The organism is Paenibacillus sp. RC334, assembly GCF_030034735.1.
Taxonomy (GTDB): domain Bacteria; phylum Bacillota; class Bacilli; order Paenibacillales; family Paenibacillaceae; genus Paenibacillus; species Paenibacillus terrae_A.
The window spans coordinates 2,449,307-2,469,295 of record NZ_CP125370.1 but is presented as its reverse complement, the minus strand read 5'-3'; the positions used below and the strand labels follow the sequence as shown (position 1 = coordinate 2,469,295).

The following is a 19,989-nucleotide window of genomic DNA, read 5'->3' as shown; positions in this document are numbered from 1 at the left end:
GCTACTGTAGGTCAGACCTTCTTTTTTGCAAGGCGCGAAAAGCAATTCCCCGCTCATCACCCAGTACGAAGGCATGAACCCCTTGTTCTACCCATGCGCCGTATTCCCTGTCCCTGCGTGGAATGGCACAGTACGGAATACCTGCTTGCTGTGAAGCTTCAAAGACGCGCTGTAGCCCTTCCTGCACAATCGTTGCATCGGTCTGCCACGGCACTCCGTACGATTGGGACAAATCCGCTGCTCCCTCCAGCACCATGCCCATACCCGGTACAGACAAAATATCCGCGATGCGTTCCACACCCAATCCGCTCTCAATCATCGGCACCAGCATAATCTGTTCATTGGCCTGCTTCATGTAGTCCACCAGACTTCCTTTGCCAAATGCGGCAGGTCTGCCGCTGTTCAGGCTTCGCTTGCCCTCCGGGCTGTATTTAGCAGCCTGAACCAGCATCTCCATCTGCTCCCTGCTCTCCACATGCGGAACAACGATCCCCTGCGCTCCGCTATCCAGTACGCGCAGTATTTCCTTCGCATCGACTTCAGGCACACGCACCAAGGGCGTGATTTGTGCGGCTTCCGCAGCACGGATCATATGCTCCACCGTCTCGGGATTGACCATGACATGCTCCATATCAATGATCACAAAATCATATCCGGCATGTCCGATCATTTCGACCGTAAGCGCCGCCGGAATGGAAGCGATGAGGCCAACGACCTCCTGTCCTGTCCGCAGCTTCTCCTGAAGCCGATTTACAGTCAACATGTCGGCTCCCGGTGCACATACAGCGGGTTCATTCCCGGCTTGAAATGAAGGTCCTCATCCCCAAGCAGACGTCTTTTCATCAATTCTTCAATCTGTACGGTCGGGGCAAACAAATCAAACAGACGGAATCGCTTCTTATGCTGAGGATGCTGGCGCTGATAATCATGAATGACCTGTGCGGACATTTCCCAAAAACGCTGCTCGGCCAGTTGATAATGTTCGGCCAGGAACATCGCCAGCTCGGCGGCTGCAATAAAGAAAAAAGCATCGTAAGAAAAGTCGCGTACATCGTCCGGGTTACTCGTTTTAATAAACGAGTTGCGGTTAATTCGGGCATGAGTTGGCGGCTCAGGATGAAGATCGGGGCATTTCTCCGGCTCTGTCAGATGGTTCACAGAAAACCGGACACCATCATGAAAATCCTTAAGCGCCACCCGTGTCGGTTGCCCGTTCCGGTGGATCAAAATGATATTCTGGCCGTGGGATTCCATACCAATCCCATGCGCATACAGCATATGAATAATCGGCGATATCGTGGCCTCCAGCACACGCCGTGTCCATTCCTCTACGCCGAATTGCTGTATCCACGAATCAATGAAGGGCACTCCATTTTTTTGCACATAACATAGTCCGTTAAAAGGAATCGCATCCTCATCCGGCTGCAAATACCCGTGAATGCTTTCCCGCCAAACCGTCCCCAGTGAGCCGTAGGTTTTCGCCTGACGGTATTCGGGAAGCTGCTCATAGTCATACGTGATACCCAAAACCTCACGCAAAACAAAGAATCCCTGTTGCGCAGCGTATTCATCGTGTTCCAGCAACCCATGCAGCCAGTCCGTGATGAGCGCTCCGTTCAGCACGGTATGCCCAGCCATGATCCGGCTGGTGGAGGTGTTCATAATGCTGAGCGACAGCTTCACATACGAGCGCTCCGGTGTGGTCCGGTTGGACAATGTGCGGATCGACTGCTGCGCCTGATACACATCGCTCGCTTCACCGAGCCATACGATCCGCTGATCCGTCAGTTCTTGATGAAACCGGGGCAAAATGACCTGCTGCCATTGCCACGGGTGGACAGGCATGAAGCGAAAGGCCTCCGGTTGCTGACCGTAGCTGGTTAACAAGGCTTGGAAGCGTGCGACTTCGCTTTCTCCCAGCTCCTGGCGAATAAATGCTTCATACTCAATCGCCTGCGACTGCCCTGCCCGGCTATGGCTTTTGGCAATAGCCAGCCAAACAGGACGGAGCGGCTGCTTGAACTCGGGACCATACAGTTCATTATCTGCCAGCGTAAAGCCGATTCTGGATTTGTAGCATGGATGGTAGGGATGTCCATCCCCCAAATTGCCTTCCAGTTCATCATATCGACGCTGGTCATCCGCCAGAAATGGCGCGGTAAAAGAGCTTTGCGCCTGTACATCCTTTAGTAAGGTCTGCTCCAATTCCTCGATAAAGCGCTGAAGCCGTTCACCCTGCTGTGCGGCACTGAGGACCTCATTTGCAAAATCCGTCAGCGTAGCTGTCGTCTCGCTTCCGTCTGTCCCGACCCGTATGACCGGCACAGGAACGAGCCGAATGCGCCCAAAGCTGTTCATCCGTTTTCCGACAGAACGATATTGGACGGCGCGACCTGTAATGTCTTTGCCGAACAATATAAAATGTGGGTCGCCGTTATTCAAGGAATCGCTATGCGTGTCATAGGGCAAAATTTCTTCATACAGCAATGCCTGAATCAGTTGCCGGATGATACGCTGCTCCACCTGCGTAAAGGTATCCGAGCGGAGCGCCTGAATAAAGCGTTGAGTGGTCGAAGCGTTGCTGGCGGGAGCTGTAGAAAGGCTGCTTGTAGAAAAATTATGGTCCGAAATATTAGTTACAGACATGAAGTCACCTCACGAAAATGAATTGGATTAGGGATCGGGATAAACGAAGGCGCATCCCCTCTGGATTGAAAGCAGCTTGTGAAATTGGCTTTGGCAGGCAGTGTAGGTGCGGTCAATAAATCCTGGATATAGGCAGCTAGACGGGGGCAAGAACCAGCATCTTGTTTCCGTAATTGCTCCAGCACCTTGCGAACCACCCTCCAATACTCCTGCTCACCGTGCTGCTCATGAACCGCAAGGGCATGAATCAATGCCCCCAAATGGTTAACGAAGAAATAATAACGGGTACGCATCCACGGCTCTTCTGCACCGTATAATACGGGACTGTCCTCAGCAATCAATGAACTGATCCACCCGGCTGCCTCGGCCTGTTCACGCACAATACTTACGCCCTCCAAATCCCGTACATAGTAGCATTCCGGCCATCCGTCCTGTAGGGACAGAAGCGAATTTTGTACATGGGCCTCGAATGCGATACCCTTCACCGCAAGCAAACGCAGCATGGGCACCATGGATACGTGCAGATACCGTTCCAGCCAAGTTAACAGGTCAGGCCGTTTTCCGTTTTTGCCCGGGGCATTGTCCCGAATCACTCCAATAAGCCGCGGCTCCTGTTCACCCGGCAACGGCTCCAGCAAGGAAGCCAGTACATAGGTGGATTCAGGGTTCAAATCCATCGGACGATAAAGAACCGTAAACTGGTCAGACAGCTGCTCCAGCTCTTGAGCCGTCGCTGCTCCTCGTTCTGTTGCCGCCGGGCTATACTCATGTCCTGCGTCATACTTTGCATCACTGGTGGTGACCTGTGAAAGCCCTGCACCCTTAGTAAACTCAGGACTCTCTGTCCGTTTCGCATCCTCATTCGGCTGGAAGCATACGCGGCTGTATCCCGTTTCTGTCAGCACCTTGAAGGACTCGGATTGGATATGGGACGACCAGTCGGCTGAAAGCTCATGAATGACCTTCGCAGCATCCAAAGTACGCCGAGCCTGCTCCTGTGTATTGTCACGCACAAGATTGGTAATCCGCACATGCAGCGGTAGCTTATAGCCGTTTCCGGTTTTCAAATCCCATACTGTTCGTATCGAAGAAGTCGGATAAACGACAGGGCCTAGCGCACCCAAAGGAATCAACACCCGCTGACGTATCAAACCTTGAATACAGGATTGACGCAACACCTGCTCGGCCTGCCATGGATGCATCGGCAAAATACGATACCGCGCCAGCTCCTCTCCCCATTGACGCCGAGCATGGAGCCGCACAGACGGGTCAATGGCATCCCTGCGATGCTCTTCACCAATCCATTCCTCCTGCACGTTATCCTCATGAACCGCGAAATAATACAGCGGAAACGCCGCGCCCATCTCGGGACTGTATAACGGAAGCTCATAATCAGCAAATCCTTCCGTGCTTTTCGGAAAAGGATGAAAAGGGTGTCCGATCAGCAAAGACTGCTCTGAGCGTACATACGTCAGGTGGGCTTCTGTACTTGAGGAAGACTTTGGCTTGCTCTCGCCTGTGATCTTCGTATGGTGATCCATAAAGAGCGTCATTTTGTGCATGCTGTTACGAATACGCTGCTTCATCTTTTGCTGTTCCGCTTCCCTTTGCTCGGGCTTGGCGTGATAGCTCATCTCGTCCAGCAGCCTTTGTATAACTCCATCCATCTCCAGGGGCCTGTACGTCCCTCCTTCTTCCACCTCGTACCAAGCACTCCCATACATATGTTGGCCAGTTGCAGAGAAATGGTGTAGAGTTCCCATGATTTTCAGCCCGATTTGGGGCAGAATCACCCTTATTTCCGATGCTTCCGTGTTCATTCTCGGGTCAAATTGTTGTGTTTCCCGCAGATAGCTGTTGACCAAGGCCCGCAGTGTCGCTTGCTCCGCCCAGATCCTGCTTTTGGACAGCTCTCCAGCGATAGTGGGAACCTCCGTTGATTGTATCAGCATGTATACTCTTTCTCTCCCTTCCTGTTCAAACCTTAGGTGCAGCCGCAGAAGCTTTCGCTTCTGGGGTATCACTGGATGTACGACGCGCTCCATTTTTACGAAGGAAGTCAGGCGTCTTCAGGAAAAAAGCGGCGGGAATCGTGAGTAAAATCAATATACTCATCCCGATAAAACCCTCCCTGATCGCTTGCAGCGTTCCTGTTTCCACCGAATAGCCCCCCGCCAGAAGCTGAGCCTTGCGAACTTCAAAATAAATCGAAATCACAACCATTCCAAGCGAAGAGGTCAGTCTGCGCATCACATTGTTCATTGCCGAGCCTTGGGCTACCAGCTCATCGGGAATCGCATTCAGCCCGGCCGTTGTGGCAGGCATATTCGACAGACCCAGCCCAATTCCCCGCAGCATCATGAGGACGAAGATCATCCACAGCGGTGAATTCATCTGGAGCATACCGAGCATCGCCGTAGCGGCACATGTGATGATAAGTCCCGTGCTGATCATTCCTTTTGGCCCCTTGCGATCTAATTGCTTGCCTGCTATCGTGACAAACCACCCTGTACATATAGCGGAAGGCAAAAACACAAGTCCTGTCATCATGGCGTCATAGCCATACACATATTGAACCAGCATCGGAACCAGAAAAATGCTGCCGAACATCGCAATCGCCTGTACACTCGCCACGATGACGCTCAAGCTGTAGGTCGGTATTTTGAAAATGTGCACATTCAGCAATGGCTGTTCCTTCACCAGCTCCATTCGCACAAACAGAACCAGTAAAGCCGCGCCTGCAAGGAACAGTAGAATATGTAGCGGGGCAATCAGATCCGCAGCGGTCGTTGTTCTGCCCAGCGCAAACAGAATCAACCCCACACCCAACGTGACCGTTATAAATCCGCTGCTGTCAAAGGTGCGCGACGGATTGCTACATGCAGCTGTTAAATAACGCATCCCCAGCAGCAATCCCAGCAGTCCGGTTGGCACATTTATGAGGAAAAGCACCTGCCAGCTGCTTAGAGATAGCACGATTCCTCCCACCGTAGGTCCGAGCATCGGAGCCGCCATAATCGCAATCCCCCAGATTCCCGTAACCTTACCGCGTTCCTCCTTGGGAAAGGCTTCAAAAATCAGCGCCAGCGATAACGGAATCATCAGTCCGCCTGCCATCCCTTGCAGTCCCCGACAGAGGATGACAGCGGTAAGCCCCCACGATAACGAGCCGAGCAGGGAACCTGTGACAAAGAGCGCAAGTCCGCTCAGATATACTTTCTTTTTTCCAAAACGATCTGCCAGATATCCGGTTAAAGGCATCGTCATACCCATCGTGATTAGAAAAATAGTGATGAGCCAGCTCGCCGTAGCAGCGTTCGTATGAAATACTTTAATGAAGGACGGAATCGCCGGGTTGAGCGAACTGTTATTCAGCAAAACCGTAAAGGTGCCGAGCATCACCGTGATGACGACCTTCCGTCGCTCGGGCACAGCACGTATGTTCATCCCTCGGCCTGCTTAACCATGACCGTGCTGCAACCCGACATAGGCCACTTGCACCGCTTCATTAAAAATGAGGAAAATGTCGTCGATTTGGCGCTCCGTCACAATCAGCGGCGGTAAAAAGCGCATCACGGCGGAATGCCTTCCCCCCACCTCCAAAATCAGTCCACGTTTCAGGCATTCCTGCTGTATTCGAGAGGCCAACTGCTTATGGGCCGGATGATGTCCTAACTGATCTACAGGCTGTCGTTCATCCACAATTTCCACCCCGATCATAAGCCCCCGGCCGCGTACATCTCCGATGCAGCCTGTTTGTTGCTTCAAGGCGTTCAGACGTCCCATTAATTGTTCGCCTCTGGCTGCAGCATGGTCGGGTATACGGTGCTCCTTGATATATTTCAGCGTGGCAAGCCCGGCAGCCATGGCCATTTGATTGCCACGAAAAGTACCAATATGCGCGCCGGGATTCCATACATCCAGCGCTTCGTTGTAAATCACAACCGACAGCGGCAGACTGCCGCCGATCGCTTTGGACAAGACCAGCACATCGGGAATAATGTCCGCATGTTCAAAAGCAAACAGCTTCCCCGTTCGTCCAAGCCCGGTCTGCACTTCATCAATGATCAGCGGGATATCCCGTTCCCTGGTGATACGGCGAATTTCCCGAAGCCACTCCACAGACGCAGGAATAGAGCCGCCTTCCCCCTGAACCACCTCCAGAATAAAAGCACATGGCGTAAGGATCCCGCTCTCGGGATCATCCAGCAGATTTTCGATATAACGACTGCTAAGCGCCTGCGTCTGCTCTCCACCTACTCCGAATGGGCACCGATACGCATAGGGATAGGGCATAAAATGAACATCCGGTATCAAGCCCTGTACTCGCTCTTTTTGCCCCAAAGTACCGCTGAGACTCATCGTAGCGTGGGTTGATCCATGATAACCTCCCTGAAAGGAAAAAATGCTTCGGCGGCCCGTAGCCGTTTTGACCAGCTTGATCGCAGCTTCCACCGCATCTCCCCCGGTCGGGCCACAAAATTGAATTTTCGCCTGACGGGCAAATTCAGGAGGCAGACTGGCGAACAGTTCTTCTACAAATTGCTCCTTCACCGGAGTAGTCAAATCGAGCGTATGCAACGGACGCTTGTGATTCAGCAGCTCCCTGATCGCCTCAATGACCACCGGATGATTATGACCGAGTGCTAAAGTTACGGCCCCGGCCAGGCAATCGTAATAAATTTTTCCATCCATATCCTTGACATGGATGCCCTCTGCTTCGGCGATGGCAATGGGGATACGACGGGGGTAGGATCTGGCATTGGATTCCCGTGCAGCCTGACTCTCCAGATAACGGGTGTTTTGCGAGATAGCAGTAGTAGCTTTTGGCAACTCTATCGCTCCTTTGATATTGATAATCATTTTCAATTAATTCACCTCCTTATTATATGGAATAAATATCCTGTTTCCATGGACATTTCAGACCGGAATTTGGACAAAAACTGTTTTTAATTCCTAAAATAGAATAAAAAACCACAATGAAAATCGTCATTTCGACCATTTTCACTGTAGTTCTTTGGTATTTCTTCCTGACAGAATCAGGAGCGCGGTTTTTCATATGAGATTTTCGCTATAGCATCGTGCAGATGGATAGATTCTTCATTTCGGCACTCCACCGCGAAGGCACGAACGGCCTCCAGTCAGTCCGGATTTATGGTGAATCCGCCGCGTTGCATCTAATGGGTAGTCCACGTCCACGATAAAATCGAGTGATTCCTTCGGAATACCCAGCTTTCGACCAAGTGGAGTACCCAGTATGTTGGATAGCCAAACGGGTGAAATCGAACCCAACGGTTTATGGACCCGAAGCTCCTTCGCCATATTCGTTCCCAGCTCTATCATCGTCGGGCTCTGTTGCCTTTCATCCATCAAAAGGGCTTTTGAACCCAACCAAATGGATAAAATGTCGTAGCCCCTTGCTCGCATGAATATGTGTAGCCAAAGTTAGCATTTCTTCGGTACTAATGAATACTTGTCAAACTTCGCTTGATTAGGTCTGCCGAAATATTATTTTTCAGTCAGGACCCGATCACCGCTGCTCGCAGGCTGAGAGATCACCAAAAACTCAACATCCTCATTCGTTTCGTTAAACATTTGATGAGGGACCAAAGGAGGAACCTCACAGCCTTCCTGAGACCATAATTCGATTCGTTCACCATCCACTTCAAGTATGGCTGTACCTGATAAAATAAAGAAGAATTGGCGTGCATGATGGTGATAATGTCTGACCTCGTGTGTATTCCCGGGCATACGCTCATGAATAATACTCAAATCCTTATTTTTCACCAAACGCCAACCATCACATTGGTCTCCCCATATATAATGTTCGGCATTGTTTTTACTTATTTTCAACTGAACCCCTCCTTTTACCATTACTGATTCATAATGCTCATATATCTGCCTTTATAATTTCCTCCAGCTTAATCCAGCTAAAATCCTCTTCCCCACGGGACAGCTTCACTTCCCGCCGACTCGTGTTAATCACCGTCACAAACCCGCACAGCTCCTCGTCATCAAATGGATTGAATACCCGCAGCGTAATGGGCTTCCGCTCGTTATAGGAAACGATGATCGCCTGCTCAATCTGCTGCATTTCCTGATCGTCCAGTGTCGGCTTGCCGCGTCTCCCCTGCTCCTTCATCAGTCGCAAATATGCATCCCGATGCTCAGGCAAGATCATGCGAGAGCTTTCCCATATGCCGTTCCCTTCAAGCTTTTTCCCCATCGTAAACGCCTCCTATGCTGTTCTGGTTACCGGATGCCATGCCAGTACCTGATCTAATCGAAAAACGCGTGGCTGGCCTGTCTGTAAACAGGTGGCCCGTATCAAACCATTCCGCACACGATGCACCTCAATGCGCCGCTGAGACAGCTTGCCCTTCCGGTCCATATACACGATTTCCACGATCTGTCCCACGTATTTTTCCAGCATGCTCCTTCACTCCTTATCAGAACGTTTGTTTGTATTATATGCGAACATGCGTTTGATTATCAATGTTAAATAATCCCCTAAGAGAATGTGATGCTCTCAGGGGATTATTTAACACGCTTTGACATCAAAAAGTGGATCTTCCCAATCGTAATTCCAGCCCATATGCAATAGAACATCATAGCATTGAAGCCTATATCCTGGAACGTAGAATATTCCAAACTCCAATATATATGGGTTTTATAAGCATTTATTTATAAATATAGGCATTAATGTTTAGACAATACTTTTCATTTTTTGTAGTCTTGGTAAGAAAATAAAATTTAAAGGAGTATAATGATTATGAAATTTGTAAAGCTAACTTTATTCACGATGGTTTGGATGATGGTTCTCTTTTTTTAGTACTAGCCACAGCATATATGCCGCGGCTACGGGGGATGTCCTTAATAAACCGGAAGAAGGATGGTCTCGTTATGAAGCGAATACGCCCGAGATCACCTATCTTGGTGGTAATTGGTTTCGTGATAATACCGGCCCAATAACCTGGACTTCTCCCTGGCAAAAATCTGGAACAAGTCTAAAGTTTAATTTTAAAGGTACTAAATTAAGATTAATTTCTACCACTTGGTGGTCTGGTTCTAGCAGCATTGATGTCATTATAGATGGTGTTAAGGTTGATAACTTTTCTTTGACTGGAAGTGACGTAGCAGCCCGTAAAATCATGTACGAAAAATTAAACTTGCCTCAGGGAGAACACTCTGTTGAATTTGTAAATAATACACCCAACTATTTATTTATATATGCAATTGATACTGATGGGTCGTTACTTCCCTTTAAACCTGTCGAGGTAGCGCCAACTCCTGAACCTTCTGAACCTTCTGAACCTTCTGAACCTTCTGAACCGTCAGAGCCCTCTGAACCGTCCGAACCCTCACAGCCGAGTGGTGACCGTGCAATTCTGGTTGTGACTATGGATAACGGGCTTGAAAAAGAATTTGATATAAGCAAGAAGGAACTAGCCTCTTTCATTCAGTGGTATGACGCTAAAGATGCCGGACGGGGTGCTTCTTTCTTCGCCATTGATAGACATACCAATAACAAGGGCCCTTTCAACAACCGCAAAGACTATGTAATATTCAATAAAATTTTGACATTCGAAGTAAACGAATATTCACCTAAATAATAACGAATCACAGCACGTCCACAACTAATTCAATATTTAAACACTCCCTCGAAGTTGGACAGTTCTTAACATTGGAAAAGTGGCAAGCCTCCAAGTGATAAGGGGCTTGCCATTTAACGTTCCGATTGACAGGTGCATTGACCCACAATCGAGTAGATTGACTAGAATGTCTTTCCTCCAAATGAGGCTTACTGAAAATGGCGAAGAGGGCAGAATGATTGTCGCAAAGCGGCAACGGCTCCTTACTTCTCCAGAATTAAACCGCTGGTGCGGGATTAAAATTCGTAGGTGGACAGCTTGATATCCTCTTTATTCAAGCTTTTCAATGGATAGGCTTGGCCATTCCAATAAGTCAGGATATCAACAGGCTCATTAGCGCTATGTTCTTTTAGCATAAGAGATAATTCAGGCAACAAATGCGGAAGCTGGTAAGAGCTTGTTATAAAATGATACTCTTCCGGACTTTCACATTCTTCAGCTCTGTAAAAAACAAAGTAACCCTCGGTGTTGTCCCCGATGAGTACAATGTAACGAGCAAGAAAAATAATGTCACCATTGGAAAAGGGGATGGAATATGTCGCATTAGGAATTAAATCCGTTTCCACCCCCTCTATACGCGCGGTAAGTTCACTGTTAAGAGCATCTATTCTTTCTCGTTGCTCGCTAATGAGGTGTTCATAACTTACCGGGACAAGCCCTCCCTTCCTAATCGTGGTGATCAGTTCATCGATAAATACCTTTTGAGACAAAACCCGATTACTCATCCTATTCATCTCCACATTCATTTAAATCACAACCTTCTTACTCATTTCAAAGTGCTTCATATTTATGTAAATTAAAATCTTATGTCATAGAGATGCTCTTTTGTTCAACTTATGGATTGCAGCCATCATCATGAATGGGTACGGTTAACCCGATCAATCAACTACCAAATATTTTTGTGATTGCGTTCACAACTCTCTCCATTTGAAATGGTTTAACAATGAAATCCTTTGCACCTGCCTGAAATGCTTTGATAATCGCTTCTTGCTGACCCAAAGCAGAACACATTAAAATTTTAGCATGAGGATCAAGCCCTATAATCTTTTCAACAGCCTCAAGTCCATCCATCTTGGGCATATTGATATCCATGGTGATTAAATCTGGACGAAGGTTCGAGTACTTCAAAACAGCGTCATACCCATTTTCCGCCTCCGCAATAACAGAGTGACCCAAATCCAAAAAAATATCCTTAAGCACAGATCGCATAAATAAAGAATCGTCGACGACTATAATTGTTGCCAAGGTAATCTCTCCTGTCGTTTTATATATCATACTTCTTCATTCAGATGCTGACTGCTGAACAAAATGCATATCCAGTTTCAATATCGGTGAAATAATATCCGAAGTTAATAGAAAAATTCTGTTAAAAATAAAAACGTTACCAATGGATTACAAACGGAATTTTAAACTAGATACTATTGAATTAGTTTTCAAAACAGGTTTTCATAATGACGTAAATTATTCCTGTAGGGTGAAGATCATAAAGTACTAGGTATCCACTGGAACCTTTGCACTATATAAGCAGGACTTAAAAGTTACCTATCGTGCCGTTCCGCAAACGGATGGTGCTTCACTTGTACAGCACCATTCCGCCTACTCCGTTTTTCATGTGAATTTACGAACCCGTTTTGATTGACAATTTCTATTTCTTTAGGATTTCTAACTTTGGAATATGTAGCCTATATTATAATGTTTCAAATTCAAAACCCCCTATCATACCATGCATTACATCACAAGTAAGCCAATCTAATGCATTTTTACTCAATAGCTTCATAACAATTTCTTGTATCTTTACAGGTATATCTCCTGTTACACAAGATGCTAATTGAATAGATGCAGTGCTACGATCCTCCACGTAAAAACGATGCAAACCCGTTTGATAAATTCTCTCCACTCTTGCCAAATGAACAGCGCCAGTTAGAACATACACAGCATAGCCTGGCTTAATAAGAAGCCTCACTCGTTTCATAATCAAGATCTTCCTCTTCCCATACATGAACAATCACAATCTTCTCAAGCACAGCAATGTCTGACATGTTCTTCTCCTCTTTTCTAAAAAATTTTATTTAACCAGATCAAAACTTAACCTATAACCGAGCAAATGTAATTAATAATTCCTTTTGTTAAAAAAAGATTTTTTATAAATATTATGATTATTTCATAATGCTTACTAACAGGGTAAAATAATTGATAAGAGGTGATTATTTTTGGCGATAAGCATAAAGTTAGAAGAAACATTGGTCAAAGCAGGAATCACAAAAAATGCCTTGGCTCGCGAAGCAAAAGTTCGACCGAACTTAATTTACGATATGTGCGATGGTAAGACAAAACGCATAGATTTGGAAACATTAAGTCATATTCTCGACACATTAGAAGAACTTACAGGTCAGAGACATAGCCTGAGCGATGTTCTGGAATATATCCCACGCAACGAAAAAAACGATCACACTCCTGTCTAATGGAGATAGATCGTTTTTTTTATGCTCTACATGTAGAGATAACTGCTTATAGTAATAAGTAAATATAATAATAAAGTTGTAAAATACGATTTTACTAAGGCTCTGATTGTCAAAAGTACATTCAAGGTCTAGATAAGCTTGTAAAAAATACAGACAGGCTGCTAACTCCGCGATTAAATCGTAATAGTCCATTATTTGGTATTTATTTATTATTGTGTATTTATTTATTATTGTGTATTTATAATTTAAACTCGAAAGATGCACATTAAAACGAAGTAGCTGGAATGGTGCTGTACAAGCGAAGCGGTGGCGATGGGAAGCACCATCCAGATGCGCAGTGGCACGATAGGTAACTTTTGAGTTCAGCTTATATAGACATAAAAAACTGACACTGGAGTCGTTCCAATGTCAGTTTACAGTCTTATTCATTCAGGGCCTTTTTCAAAGCCTCCAGGTTGTTTTTCATAACGCCAAGGTAATCGAGGTTCTTCTGTTTGTCTTCATCCGTCAGTCCTTCGAGTGGGTTCAGTACATCGGTTTTTGCACCGATTTCAGTAGCTACGGTCTCAGCGACCTTTGGATCAACAAGGGTTTCAAAGAAAATCGTTTTCACATTATTCTCTTTGGCAAATTTGATAATGCCCGCCAGCTTGTCCGGTGTAGGCTCTTGCTCCGGAGATAGTCCGGAAATCGCCACTTGGGTCAGGCCGTATTGCTTAGCCAAGTAACCAAAAGCAGTATGCTGGGTAATAAAGTCTTTGCGTTTTACATCTTTCAGACCTGTTTTAAACTCGGTATCCAGCTCTTTCAATTTAGCGATGTAAGCATCAGCATTTTTTTCATAATCTGCTTTGTTCGCAGAATCTGCAGAGATAAGACCCGCTTTAATGGACTCTACTTCCTTTTGGGCCAATACCGGATCAAGCCATACGTGAGGATCCAGCACATGATCGTGACTATGACCTTCCTCAGCGTGTGCTTCTCCTTCTTCCTCCTCAGCAGTACCTTCCATCAGGTTCAGCCCTTTACTTGCTTCAACCACAACACGCTTGTCGTTAGACGCACTGCTCAAAGCCTGCTCTGCCCAGCCTTCGACGATACCGTTATATACAAAAACGTCGGCATCCTTCACCTGTGCCATATCTTTGGCGCTTGGCTCCCAGTCATGCGGCTCCGCACCAGCAGGAATCAGCGCGGTTACATCAGCATGATCTCCAGCGACCTGCTTTGTAAACTCATACATCGGATAAAAAGTGGTAACCACTTTCAGCTTTTTGCCGCTGTCCGTCGTTTGTGCCTGATTCGGCTCGGTTTGGGGAGTGTTGGTAGCTGTATTATCAGATTTGGCTCCGCAGCCGGACAAAATAAGTGCCAGTCCCGCAGACAATACGAATGATTTTTTGAACCATGTATTCATGTTCATAACTCCTTTATTTGTTTGGTTTTTCAGAAAACGAACTGTTTCATTCACTGGCGTGCTGCATTCTTCTGCCGGGAAGCCTGCTGCTTACCCAGTTTGCGGACCAGCTTTTGAATACCGATTCCCACGATCAGGAATAATAACAGCACCATGGCAATCGTCCCCCCTGGGGGTGTACTCAGTTCATACGACGCAGTTAAACCCGAAAATACCCCGATCAATGCGGTCACCATAGATATCCAGATGGCTGCGGCAAAGCTAGGTGCAATTCGAATCGCCAATGCAGCCGGTAGCACAATCAGTGAGGAGACAAGCAACACACCGACAATCGGCATTGCAGCAGCTACAATCATCCCTGTCAAAATGCTAAACGCAAATGAAATAGATTTGACAGGAAGGCCGTTTGTCTTCGCCGTTTCTTCATCAAAGGTAATCTGATACAAAGGACGCCGAAATACGAAAAAGAAAATACCCCCGATCACAGCGACTGCGATCATCAACATAAGCTCTGTCTGATTGACCGCCACCACTGAACCGAACAAATAAGCGGAAAAGCCTTTATTAATACTCTGATTCAGGTTCATTAGAATCACAGCCGTCGACAGGCCGCCTACCATAATAATTGCCACAGAAATCTCGCTGTACGTTTTATAAGACCTGCGGACGTATTCAACGATAATCGCTCCGATTATAGCTACAATAAAACCGGTTATTGTCGGATTAATGCCCAAATAGGCACCCGCTGCCACCCCTGCCAGTGATACATGCGATAGCATGTCCGCCATCAGAGCCTGACGCCGCAGCATCAGGTACACTCCAAGCACCGAGGCCAGCAGTGCAATTACCCCACCGGCACAAAATGCCCGCTGCATGAAGTCGTAGTGCAGCATTTCCATCCGCCATCTTCCTTCCTCTCAAGTTCAATAATACGATCCAGATAATGTTGCACTTCCGATAGTCCATGGGTAACCATGACTACGGTTCTTCCATATTCCTTAACCTGCTGATTCATCAGATCGTAGAAGTGATGGCGGCTTTCCTGATCCATTCCGGTCGTGGGCTCATCCAAAATGAGCAAATCCGATTCCTGAGCGAGCGCTCGTGCCACACAGATGCGCTGCTTCTGTCCACCGGACAGCTCGCCGATTTTACGATGACGCAAATCCCACATGCCTACCTGACGAAGCGCTTGCTCTGTCAGATCATGATCCTCGGGCCGCATACGGCGCAACCATGAGCCATGAGTGTATCTTCCGGAACGGACAAACTCCAGGATGGTGCTTGGAAATCCGCCATTAAAAGCAGCAATTTGCTGCGATACGAATCCAACAACAAGCTTCTTGCCCTCACCTGTGCGGTCGGACATAAACACCTTGCCCTTCCAAGGTTGAAGCAAACCGAGCAACAATTTGAGCATTGTCGATTTGGAAGCCCCATTTGGCCCGGTAATGGCCACAAATTCGCCAGAAAAAATTTCAACATTGGCATCCACCAGGTTAGGAACGTCCCCGTAGCCAAATGTAACTTGTTCCAGTGAGGCTAATAACATGACGCAAATCTCCCTTTCCTTTAAAAAGCCTGGAGCCATCTGAACGACATGCCTCCGCGCAGATTCTCCAGGTCGTTTATTCTCATTAAACCATCTACCGTAATTATTACGATTAGATAATAAAAAAACAAGCGTTTGATAAACGTAACCTTTACGCATTAGCAAGTTTAACAGTTTAGGAAAGGTTCGTCAATGTTTTGCAGGTCTTTTGCTCGTTTACTTTACTTTGTCCGGGTACAGGCCGGAAGCCAAGGTTTTCAGCGCGATCGGCGCACGCACGCCTTCAGCTGCTGCGGACAGAGGCAGCACTACAAATCGTTTGTTTTTGATCGCTTCTACACCAGCGAGCGCCGGCTTGCTCAGCAGCAGCTTCTCTTTATCCGCCAGCGAGGTATCTCCATAATCCAGAATCACAATGACGTCAGGATTGCGCTTCACAACTTCTTCCCAGCTTACCTCGGCAAAGCTTTTGTCTACATCATCAAAAATATTTTTAGCTTTCACACTTTTAATCAGCGAGGTCAAATAGTTGTTGGCAGCCGTAAAGGGCTTATCTTCGCCGCTGTCATATACAAATACCTTTGGCGCTTTTTCTACAGTACCGATCTGAGTCTGAATGGATTCCACTTGTTCACGGATACTGCTTACCAGCTTTTTCGCACGATCCTCCACCCGGAAAATACGTCCAATATTTAGTATGTCCTGATATACGTCTTCTAATGTGGGACCCGGCTTGTTTGATGATTCCTGTACATAGGTCGTCACGTCCTGTTTGGCAAGCTCCTCACGAGAGCCGAGATTTTTGTCGTTAAAGGCACTCTTCCAGCCCGCATAGGCAAAATCCGGCGCAGCAGCCATAAATACCTCTTTGGACGGGTACTGCTTGGCCAACACCGGGATTTTATCATATTGAGCTTTATATTCCGGTAAAATGCTATCGTCCAAGTAGGCCGTGCCCACCATGGAGGACTCCAGTCCAAGCGCCAGCATAACCTCCGTCGCGTGCTGATTTAGTGTAATCGCACGTTTGGGCGCTTCGGGAAATACCATTTTAACACCCATATTTTCAAGCTCCACGGATGCTTCCTTTGTCGCCGATTGCGATGCAGCAGGCTGCTGTTCAGTTGCGGATGAACCGGATTTATGAGCCGTATTCCCGGCTCCGCAGGCTGACAACAACAGCACCGCCAATGCGAGCATGACAAGCGATATTGCGGATTTTCTATGTTTTTTCATATGCTCTGCTCCTTTTTCATTCATCATAGGTAAAATGACAATAGCTGCATTCTGTTAACGTCATAGATTGTCTCCGCTCCTGAGGGAATCCGGTAAAAAGGTAATACTCGGCTTCCCGGTTTTCGGATGAATGCAGATTTCTGTCTCTACCCCGAATACACCGCGCAGCAGGTCGGGCTGAAGCACCTCATCCGTTATGCCAGAGGCTACCACCTTGCCCTCTTTTAATACATAAATTAGGTCACAATAAAATGCCGCCAAATTCAAATCATGCAGCGCAGCCAGTGTGGTTACCTGTAGCGCTTTGACCAAATCCAGAATTTGCAGCTGATACCGGATATCCAGATGATTCGTCGGCTCATCCAAAATGAGAAATTTGGCCTGTCCGGCCAACGCTCTGGCAATCAGTACCCGTTGCTTTTCACCACCGGACAAGGTGGCAAAGCCCTGATCCGCCTGAGCATCCATGCCTACCCGCTCCAGCGCCTGCTCGACCAGCTCATGATCGACGGCAGTGTCTGCTTCCAGCAGTTTCTTATGTGGATGGCGACCCATCAGGACGATGTCTCGTACTGAAAAATCAAACGCTTGCGGTGCATCCTGACTCACCACAGCCATTTGCCGGGCCGTTTCCTTGTACTTCATCTCTAGCATATCCCGGCCATCCAGCGTAACCAAACCGCTGTCAGGCTTTAGCACACGGTACATGTTTTTGAGCAACGTCGATTTGCCGCTGCCGTTCGGACCGATCAGTCCGACCAGTTCCCCCGTTTTTACCTGGAGGCAGATGCCGTCGATCAGCCGTTTATCGTGAATACTGAAGGTCACGTGTTCGACTTCTATATTCATTTTTCGCCTCCAAACGAATAAGAACTGCGCCGCAGCAGCCATACAAAGAAGGGTCCTCCGCACACAGCCGTCACAATACCAATCGGCAGTTCCTGTGGAGCCAGCACGAGCCGAGCACATCCGTCTGCCCACACGACAAAGATAGCTCCCGCCAACAAGCTGACGGGCAGGACACGTCGATGATCCGATCCCACCATCAGCCTGACGATATGCGGAATCATAAGCCCGACAAAGCCAATCGAGCCACTGACCGATACGACTGCCCCGGTTAAAAGTGAAGCCACGACAACCAGCAATACACGAAACGCCTGTACGTTCACACCGAGCGTTACGGCGGCCTCTTCACCCGTTAGTAAAGCATTCAGCGATCGATATCGGGTAAGCAGGACAACCGTTCCAGCCGCTATAATGAGGCTTGGAATGAGAAGCGTATCCCATTGAGCGCCTGCCAGACTTCCCATCATCCAATACATCGCGTCACGAATGCCTTTTTCATTCGGGGCCATAGTGACGATAAAGTTGGTCACAGCCGACAGCATCATGGACACCGCCACCCCTGCCAGGAGCAAGCGGGTCGTCGATATGCGTCCAGCCACACGAGCCAATGCGAATACCATGAGCATCGCAGCAAGCGAACCTATAAAAGCAGATAAAGGCAGCGCAAGTCGGCCCAGGAATCCGAAAGCTCCAAACACAATCACCAGCGTCGCTGTCACCGAAGCCCCGGACGAGACTCCTAAAATATAGGGATCAGCTAACGAATTACGAATTAAGGCCTGAATAGCCGCACCTGTAACAGCAAGTCCTGCTCCTACGACGACACCTAGCAACACGCGCGGAAATCGGATTTCCCAAACGATATATTGCTCCGGCTTCGTCCATGTCACGGGTATCCATTGATCCAGCCAGGGAAGATGGGACAGCGCAATTCGCCATACTGTTCCCGGTGCAACTGCTACGGGACCAAGCATGACGGCGAGTGTGACCGACAGCATCAACCCTCCAGTCAGCAGCAGCAAAATCGTGGTAAATCCCCAAGCAGGCTTTCCAGCTACGTTAGCGCGAGAATTATGTTTTGACGGATAAATGCCGCTAGTTCCTGGGGTCATAAACCAGTCAACGGTTCTTCGGCCGCTTCCAGCTTTCTCAACCGTTCTTCGATCTCGGAAGCAGAGAAATTTTCGCCCATGACGACAGCTACATCATTCACCGGCTTCTGCGGGCGAATCGGAATGATTTCCAACTCCCGGTAGGCAAACTGGAACATCATCTGACCCTCTGATTCCAGAAAACGCACAATTCCTTTGGCTCGGTAAATTTCAGCTGGCAAACTGCGAAACAACTGTTCAAACTCGGAGCGTGGCACAGGTTGTCCAAAGAAATGCGTGTGAACAACTACATGGTCGTAGGAATGATAATGCTCTCCATGTTCGTGGTCATGGTCATGATGGTGATGGTCTGCATGGTCTCCATGATCATGAGCGTGTAGATGATTTTCCGAATGATAATGATCATTTCCGCTATCGGCTATGGACTCCTTTTGCCGCGAAACGTCCATACGATCCTCTCCCTGAATGGAGAAAAAAGTATCCGCGTCCACGTCGCTCCGTTGCGTGCTCACCGTCAGCGCATACGGATTTAATTCTTTTACGAGGGCCTGTACCTTCTGCAACTCCCCCGCAGCCAATAAATCGGTCTTGTTAATAATCAGCTTGGAAGCGCATCGAAGCTGATCCTGCATCAGGCGATACGACTTGTTTCTCTCGTGACCTGAGGCAAAATCCAAAAATTGACGCGCATCCACCACCGTAATAACAGATTGTAAGATCATAGAGGAATAGATAGAGGCATCTGTCACGGCATCTACAATTTCCATCGGATTAGCCACTCCGGTACATTCTACAATAATCACGTCCGGGTTATATTCCTCGGCAAGGTTCATCAGCTCAACGCCCAAATCTCCGCGAATGGTACAGCATATGCAGCCACTAAGCATTTCCTTCGTGGGAGCCTGGCCGTTCACAAGACTGCCGTCCAAATTAACATCGCCCAACTCATTCATCAAAATAGCCGGCTTGAGTCCCTGCCCTTTATAGTAAGCCAGCGCATGCTGAAGAAGAGTTGTTTTACCGCTGCCCAGAAATCCGGATAAAACAACAATCGGTATCATAAAAT

The 19,989-nt window shown here is 47.7% G+C and carries 21 protein-coding genes and 1 pseudogene; 2 read left to right on the top strand and 20 right to left on the bottom strand.

Going from position 1 to position 19,989, the window contains the following annotated elements:
• Window position 1 precedes the first annotated feature (1 nt).
• The 10 genes and pseudogenes from QMK20_RS11615 to QMK20_RS11570 form a co-directional block, all read right to left on the bottom strand.
• Window positions 2–763, bottom strand: coding sequence for an HpcH/HpaI aldolase family protein (locus QMK20_RS11615; protein ID WP_283655822.1), 762 nt, complete (start codon window positions 761–763; stop codon window positions 2–4).
• Entirely contained in the window at window positions 757–2,646 is a 1,890-nt protein-coding gene (locus QMK20_RS11610; RefSeq protein WP_283655821.1) for an IucA/IucC family protein, read from the bottom strand. The genes QMK20_RS11615 and QMK20_RS11610 overlap by 7 nt, the downstream gene beginning before the upstream one ends.
• Window positions 2,637–4,598: an IucA/IucC family protein gene (locus QMK20_RS11605; RefSeq protein WP_283655820.1), complete on the bottom strand. Its 1,962-nt coding sequence runs from the start codon at window positions 4,596–4,598 to the stop codon at window positions 2,637–2,639. The genes QMK20_RS11610 and QMK20_RS11605 overlap by 10 nt, the downstream gene beginning before the upstream one ends.
• A 25-nt stretch (window positions 4,599–4,623) precedes the next feature.
• Window positions 4,624–6,093 carry an MDR family MFS transporter gene (locus QMK20_RS11600; protein WP_283655819.1) on the bottom strand — a complete coding sequence of 490 codons (1,470 nt, stop codon included), beginning with the start codon at window positions 6,091–6,093 and terminating at the stop codon, window positions 4,624–4,626.
• A gap of 12 nt (window positions 6,094–6,105) precedes the next feature.
• Window positions 6,106–7,509, bottom strand: coding sequence for a diaminobutyrate--2-oxoglutarate transaminase (locus tag QMK20_RS11595; protein WP_283656252.1), 1,404 nt, complete (start codon window positions 7,507–7,509; stop codon window positions 6,106–6,108).
• A 176-nt stretch (window positions 7,510–7,685) separates the two neighbouring features.
• A pseudogene (locus QMK20_RS11590) lies at window positions 7,686–7,787 on the bottom strand (GTP cyclohydrolase FolE2); the annotation flags it as partial.
• The gene (locus QMK20_RS11585) at window positions 7,747–8,016 is read right to left on the bottom strand and encodes a hypothetical protein (RefSeq protein WP_283655818.1); all 270 of its coding nucleotides are present in this window, start codon (window positions 8,014–8,016) and stop codon (window positions 7,747–7,749) included. The pseudogene QMK20_RS11590 and the gene QMK20_RS11585, both read right to left, overlap by 41 nt.
• Before the next feature lie 138 nt (window positions 8,017–8,154).
• Window positions 8,155–8,499, bottom strand: a complete 345-nt coding sequence (locus QMK20_RS11580) for a cupin domain-containing protein (protein ID WP_283655817.1) — start codon at window positions 8,497–8,499, stop codon at window positions 8,155–8,157.
• A 37-nt stretch (window positions 8,500–8,536) separates the two neighbouring features.
• Window positions 8,537–8,872: a YolD-like family protein gene (locus tag QMK20_RS11575; protein ID WP_283655816.1), complete on the bottom strand. Its 336-nt coding sequence runs from the start codon at window positions 8,870–8,872 to the stop codon at window positions 8,537–8,539.
• A gap of 12 nt (window positions 8,873–8,884) precedes the next feature.
• Window positions 8,885–9,079, bottom strand: a complete 195-nt coding sequence (locus tag QMK20_RS11570; protein ID WP_014281351.1) for a hypothetical protein — start codon at window positions 9,077–9,079, stop codon at window positions 8,885–8,887.
• Window positions 9,080–9,491: 412 nt separating this feature from the next.
• Between QMK20_RS11570 and QMK20_RS27625 the strand changes: the two genes are divergently transcribed.
• Window positions 9,492–10,259 carry a hypothetical protein gene (locus QMK20_RS27625; protein ID WP_481857802.1) on the top strand — a complete coding sequence of 256 codons (768 nt, stop codon included), beginning with the start codon at window positions 9,492–9,494 and terminating at the stop codon, window positions 10,257–10,259.
• A gap of 275 nt (window positions 10,260–10,534) precedes the next feature.
• Here QMK20_RS27625 and QMK20_RS11560 read toward each other — a convergent pair whose 3' ends face one another.
• The 3 genes from QMK20_RS11560 to QMK20_RS11550 form a co-directional block, all read right to left on the bottom strand.
• Complete coding sequence (locus QMK20_RS11560; RefSeq protein ID WP_404519304.1) at window positions 10,535–11,023, bottom strand: hypothetical protein; 489 nt, start codon at window positions 11,021–11,023, stop codon at window positions 10,535–10,537.
• A gap of 157 nt (window positions 11,024–11,180) precedes the next feature.
• Window positions 11,181–11,543: a response regulator gene (locus tag QMK20_RS11555; protein ID WP_283655814.1), complete on the bottom strand. Its 363-nt coding sequence runs from the start codon at window positions 11,541–11,543 to the stop codon at window positions 11,181–11,183.
• Between the two features lie 442 nt (window positions 11,544–11,985).
• A complete protein-coding gene (locus QMK20_RS11550) occupies window positions 11,986–12,270 on the bottom strand; it encodes a hypothetical protein (RefSeq protein ID WP_283655813.1) in 285 nt (94 codons plus the stop codon).
• 238 nt (window positions 12,271–12,508) lie between these two features.
• Here QMK20_RS11550 and QMK20_RS11545 point away from each other — a divergent pair, with 238 nt between their 5' ends.
• A complete protein-coding gene (locus QMK20_RS11545; protein ID WP_283655812.1) occupies window positions 12,509–12,760 on the top strand; it encodes a helix-turn-helix domain-containing protein in 252 nt (83 codons plus the stop codon).
• 421 nt (window positions 12,761–13,181) lie between these two features.
• Here the strand turns inward: QMK20_RS11545 and QMK20_RS11540 are convergent, their stop codons facing one another.
• The 7 genes from QMK20_RS11540 to QMK20_RS11510 form a co-directional block, all read right to left on the bottom strand.
• Window positions 13,182–14,177, bottom strand: coding sequence for a metal ABC transporter substrate-binding protein (locus QMK20_RS11540; RefSeq protein WP_283655811.1), 996 nt, complete (start codon window positions 14,175–14,177; stop codon window positions 13,182–13,184).
• A gap of 50 nt (window positions 14,178–14,227) precedes the next feature.
• A complete protein-coding gene (locus tag QMK20_RS11535; RefSeq protein ID WP_014281343.1) occupies window positions 14,228–15,076 on the bottom strand; it encodes a metal ABC transporter permease in 849 nt (282 codons plus the stop codon).
• The gene (locus tag QMK20_RS11530) at window positions 15,022–15,729 is read right to left on the bottom strand and encodes a metal ABC transporter ATP-binding protein (protein ID WP_025685519.1); all 708 of its coding nucleotides are present in this window, start codon (window positions 15,727–15,729) and stop codon (window positions 15,022–15,024) included. The genes QMK20_RS11535 and QMK20_RS11530 overlap by 55 nt, the downstream gene beginning before the upstream one ends.
• A gap of 216 nt (window positions 15,730–15,945) precedes the next feature.
• Window positions 15,946–16,965, bottom strand: a complete 1,020-nt coding sequence (locus QMK20_RS11525) for an ABC transporter substrate-binding protein (RefSeq protein WP_283655810.1) — start codon at window positions 16,963–16,965, stop codon at window positions 15,946–15,948.
• Window positions 16,966–17,025: 60 nt separating this feature from the next.
• Entirely contained in the window at window positions 17,026–17,814 is a 789-nt protein-coding gene (locus tag QMK20_RS11520) for an ABC transporter ATP-binding protein (protein ID WP_283655809.1), read from the bottom strand.
• Complete coding sequence (locus QMK20_RS11515; protein ID WP_283655808.1) at window positions 17,811–18,923, bottom strand: FecCD family ABC transporter permease; 1,113 nt, start codon at window positions 18,921–18,923, stop codon at window positions 17,811–17,813. Before QMK20_RS11515 ends, QMK20_RS11520 begins: the two co-directional genes overlap by 4 nt.
• Window positions 18,920–19,984 (bottom strand): CobW family GTP-binding protein, encoded by a 1,065-nt coding sequence (locus QMK20_RS11510; protein WP_283655807.1) that lies wholly within the window; start codon window positions 19,982–19,984, stop codon window positions 18,920–18,922. The genes QMK20_RS11515 and QMK20_RS11510 overlap by 4 nt, the downstream gene beginning before the upstream one ends.
• Between the last annotated feature and the right edge of the window lie 5 nt (window positions 19,985–19,989).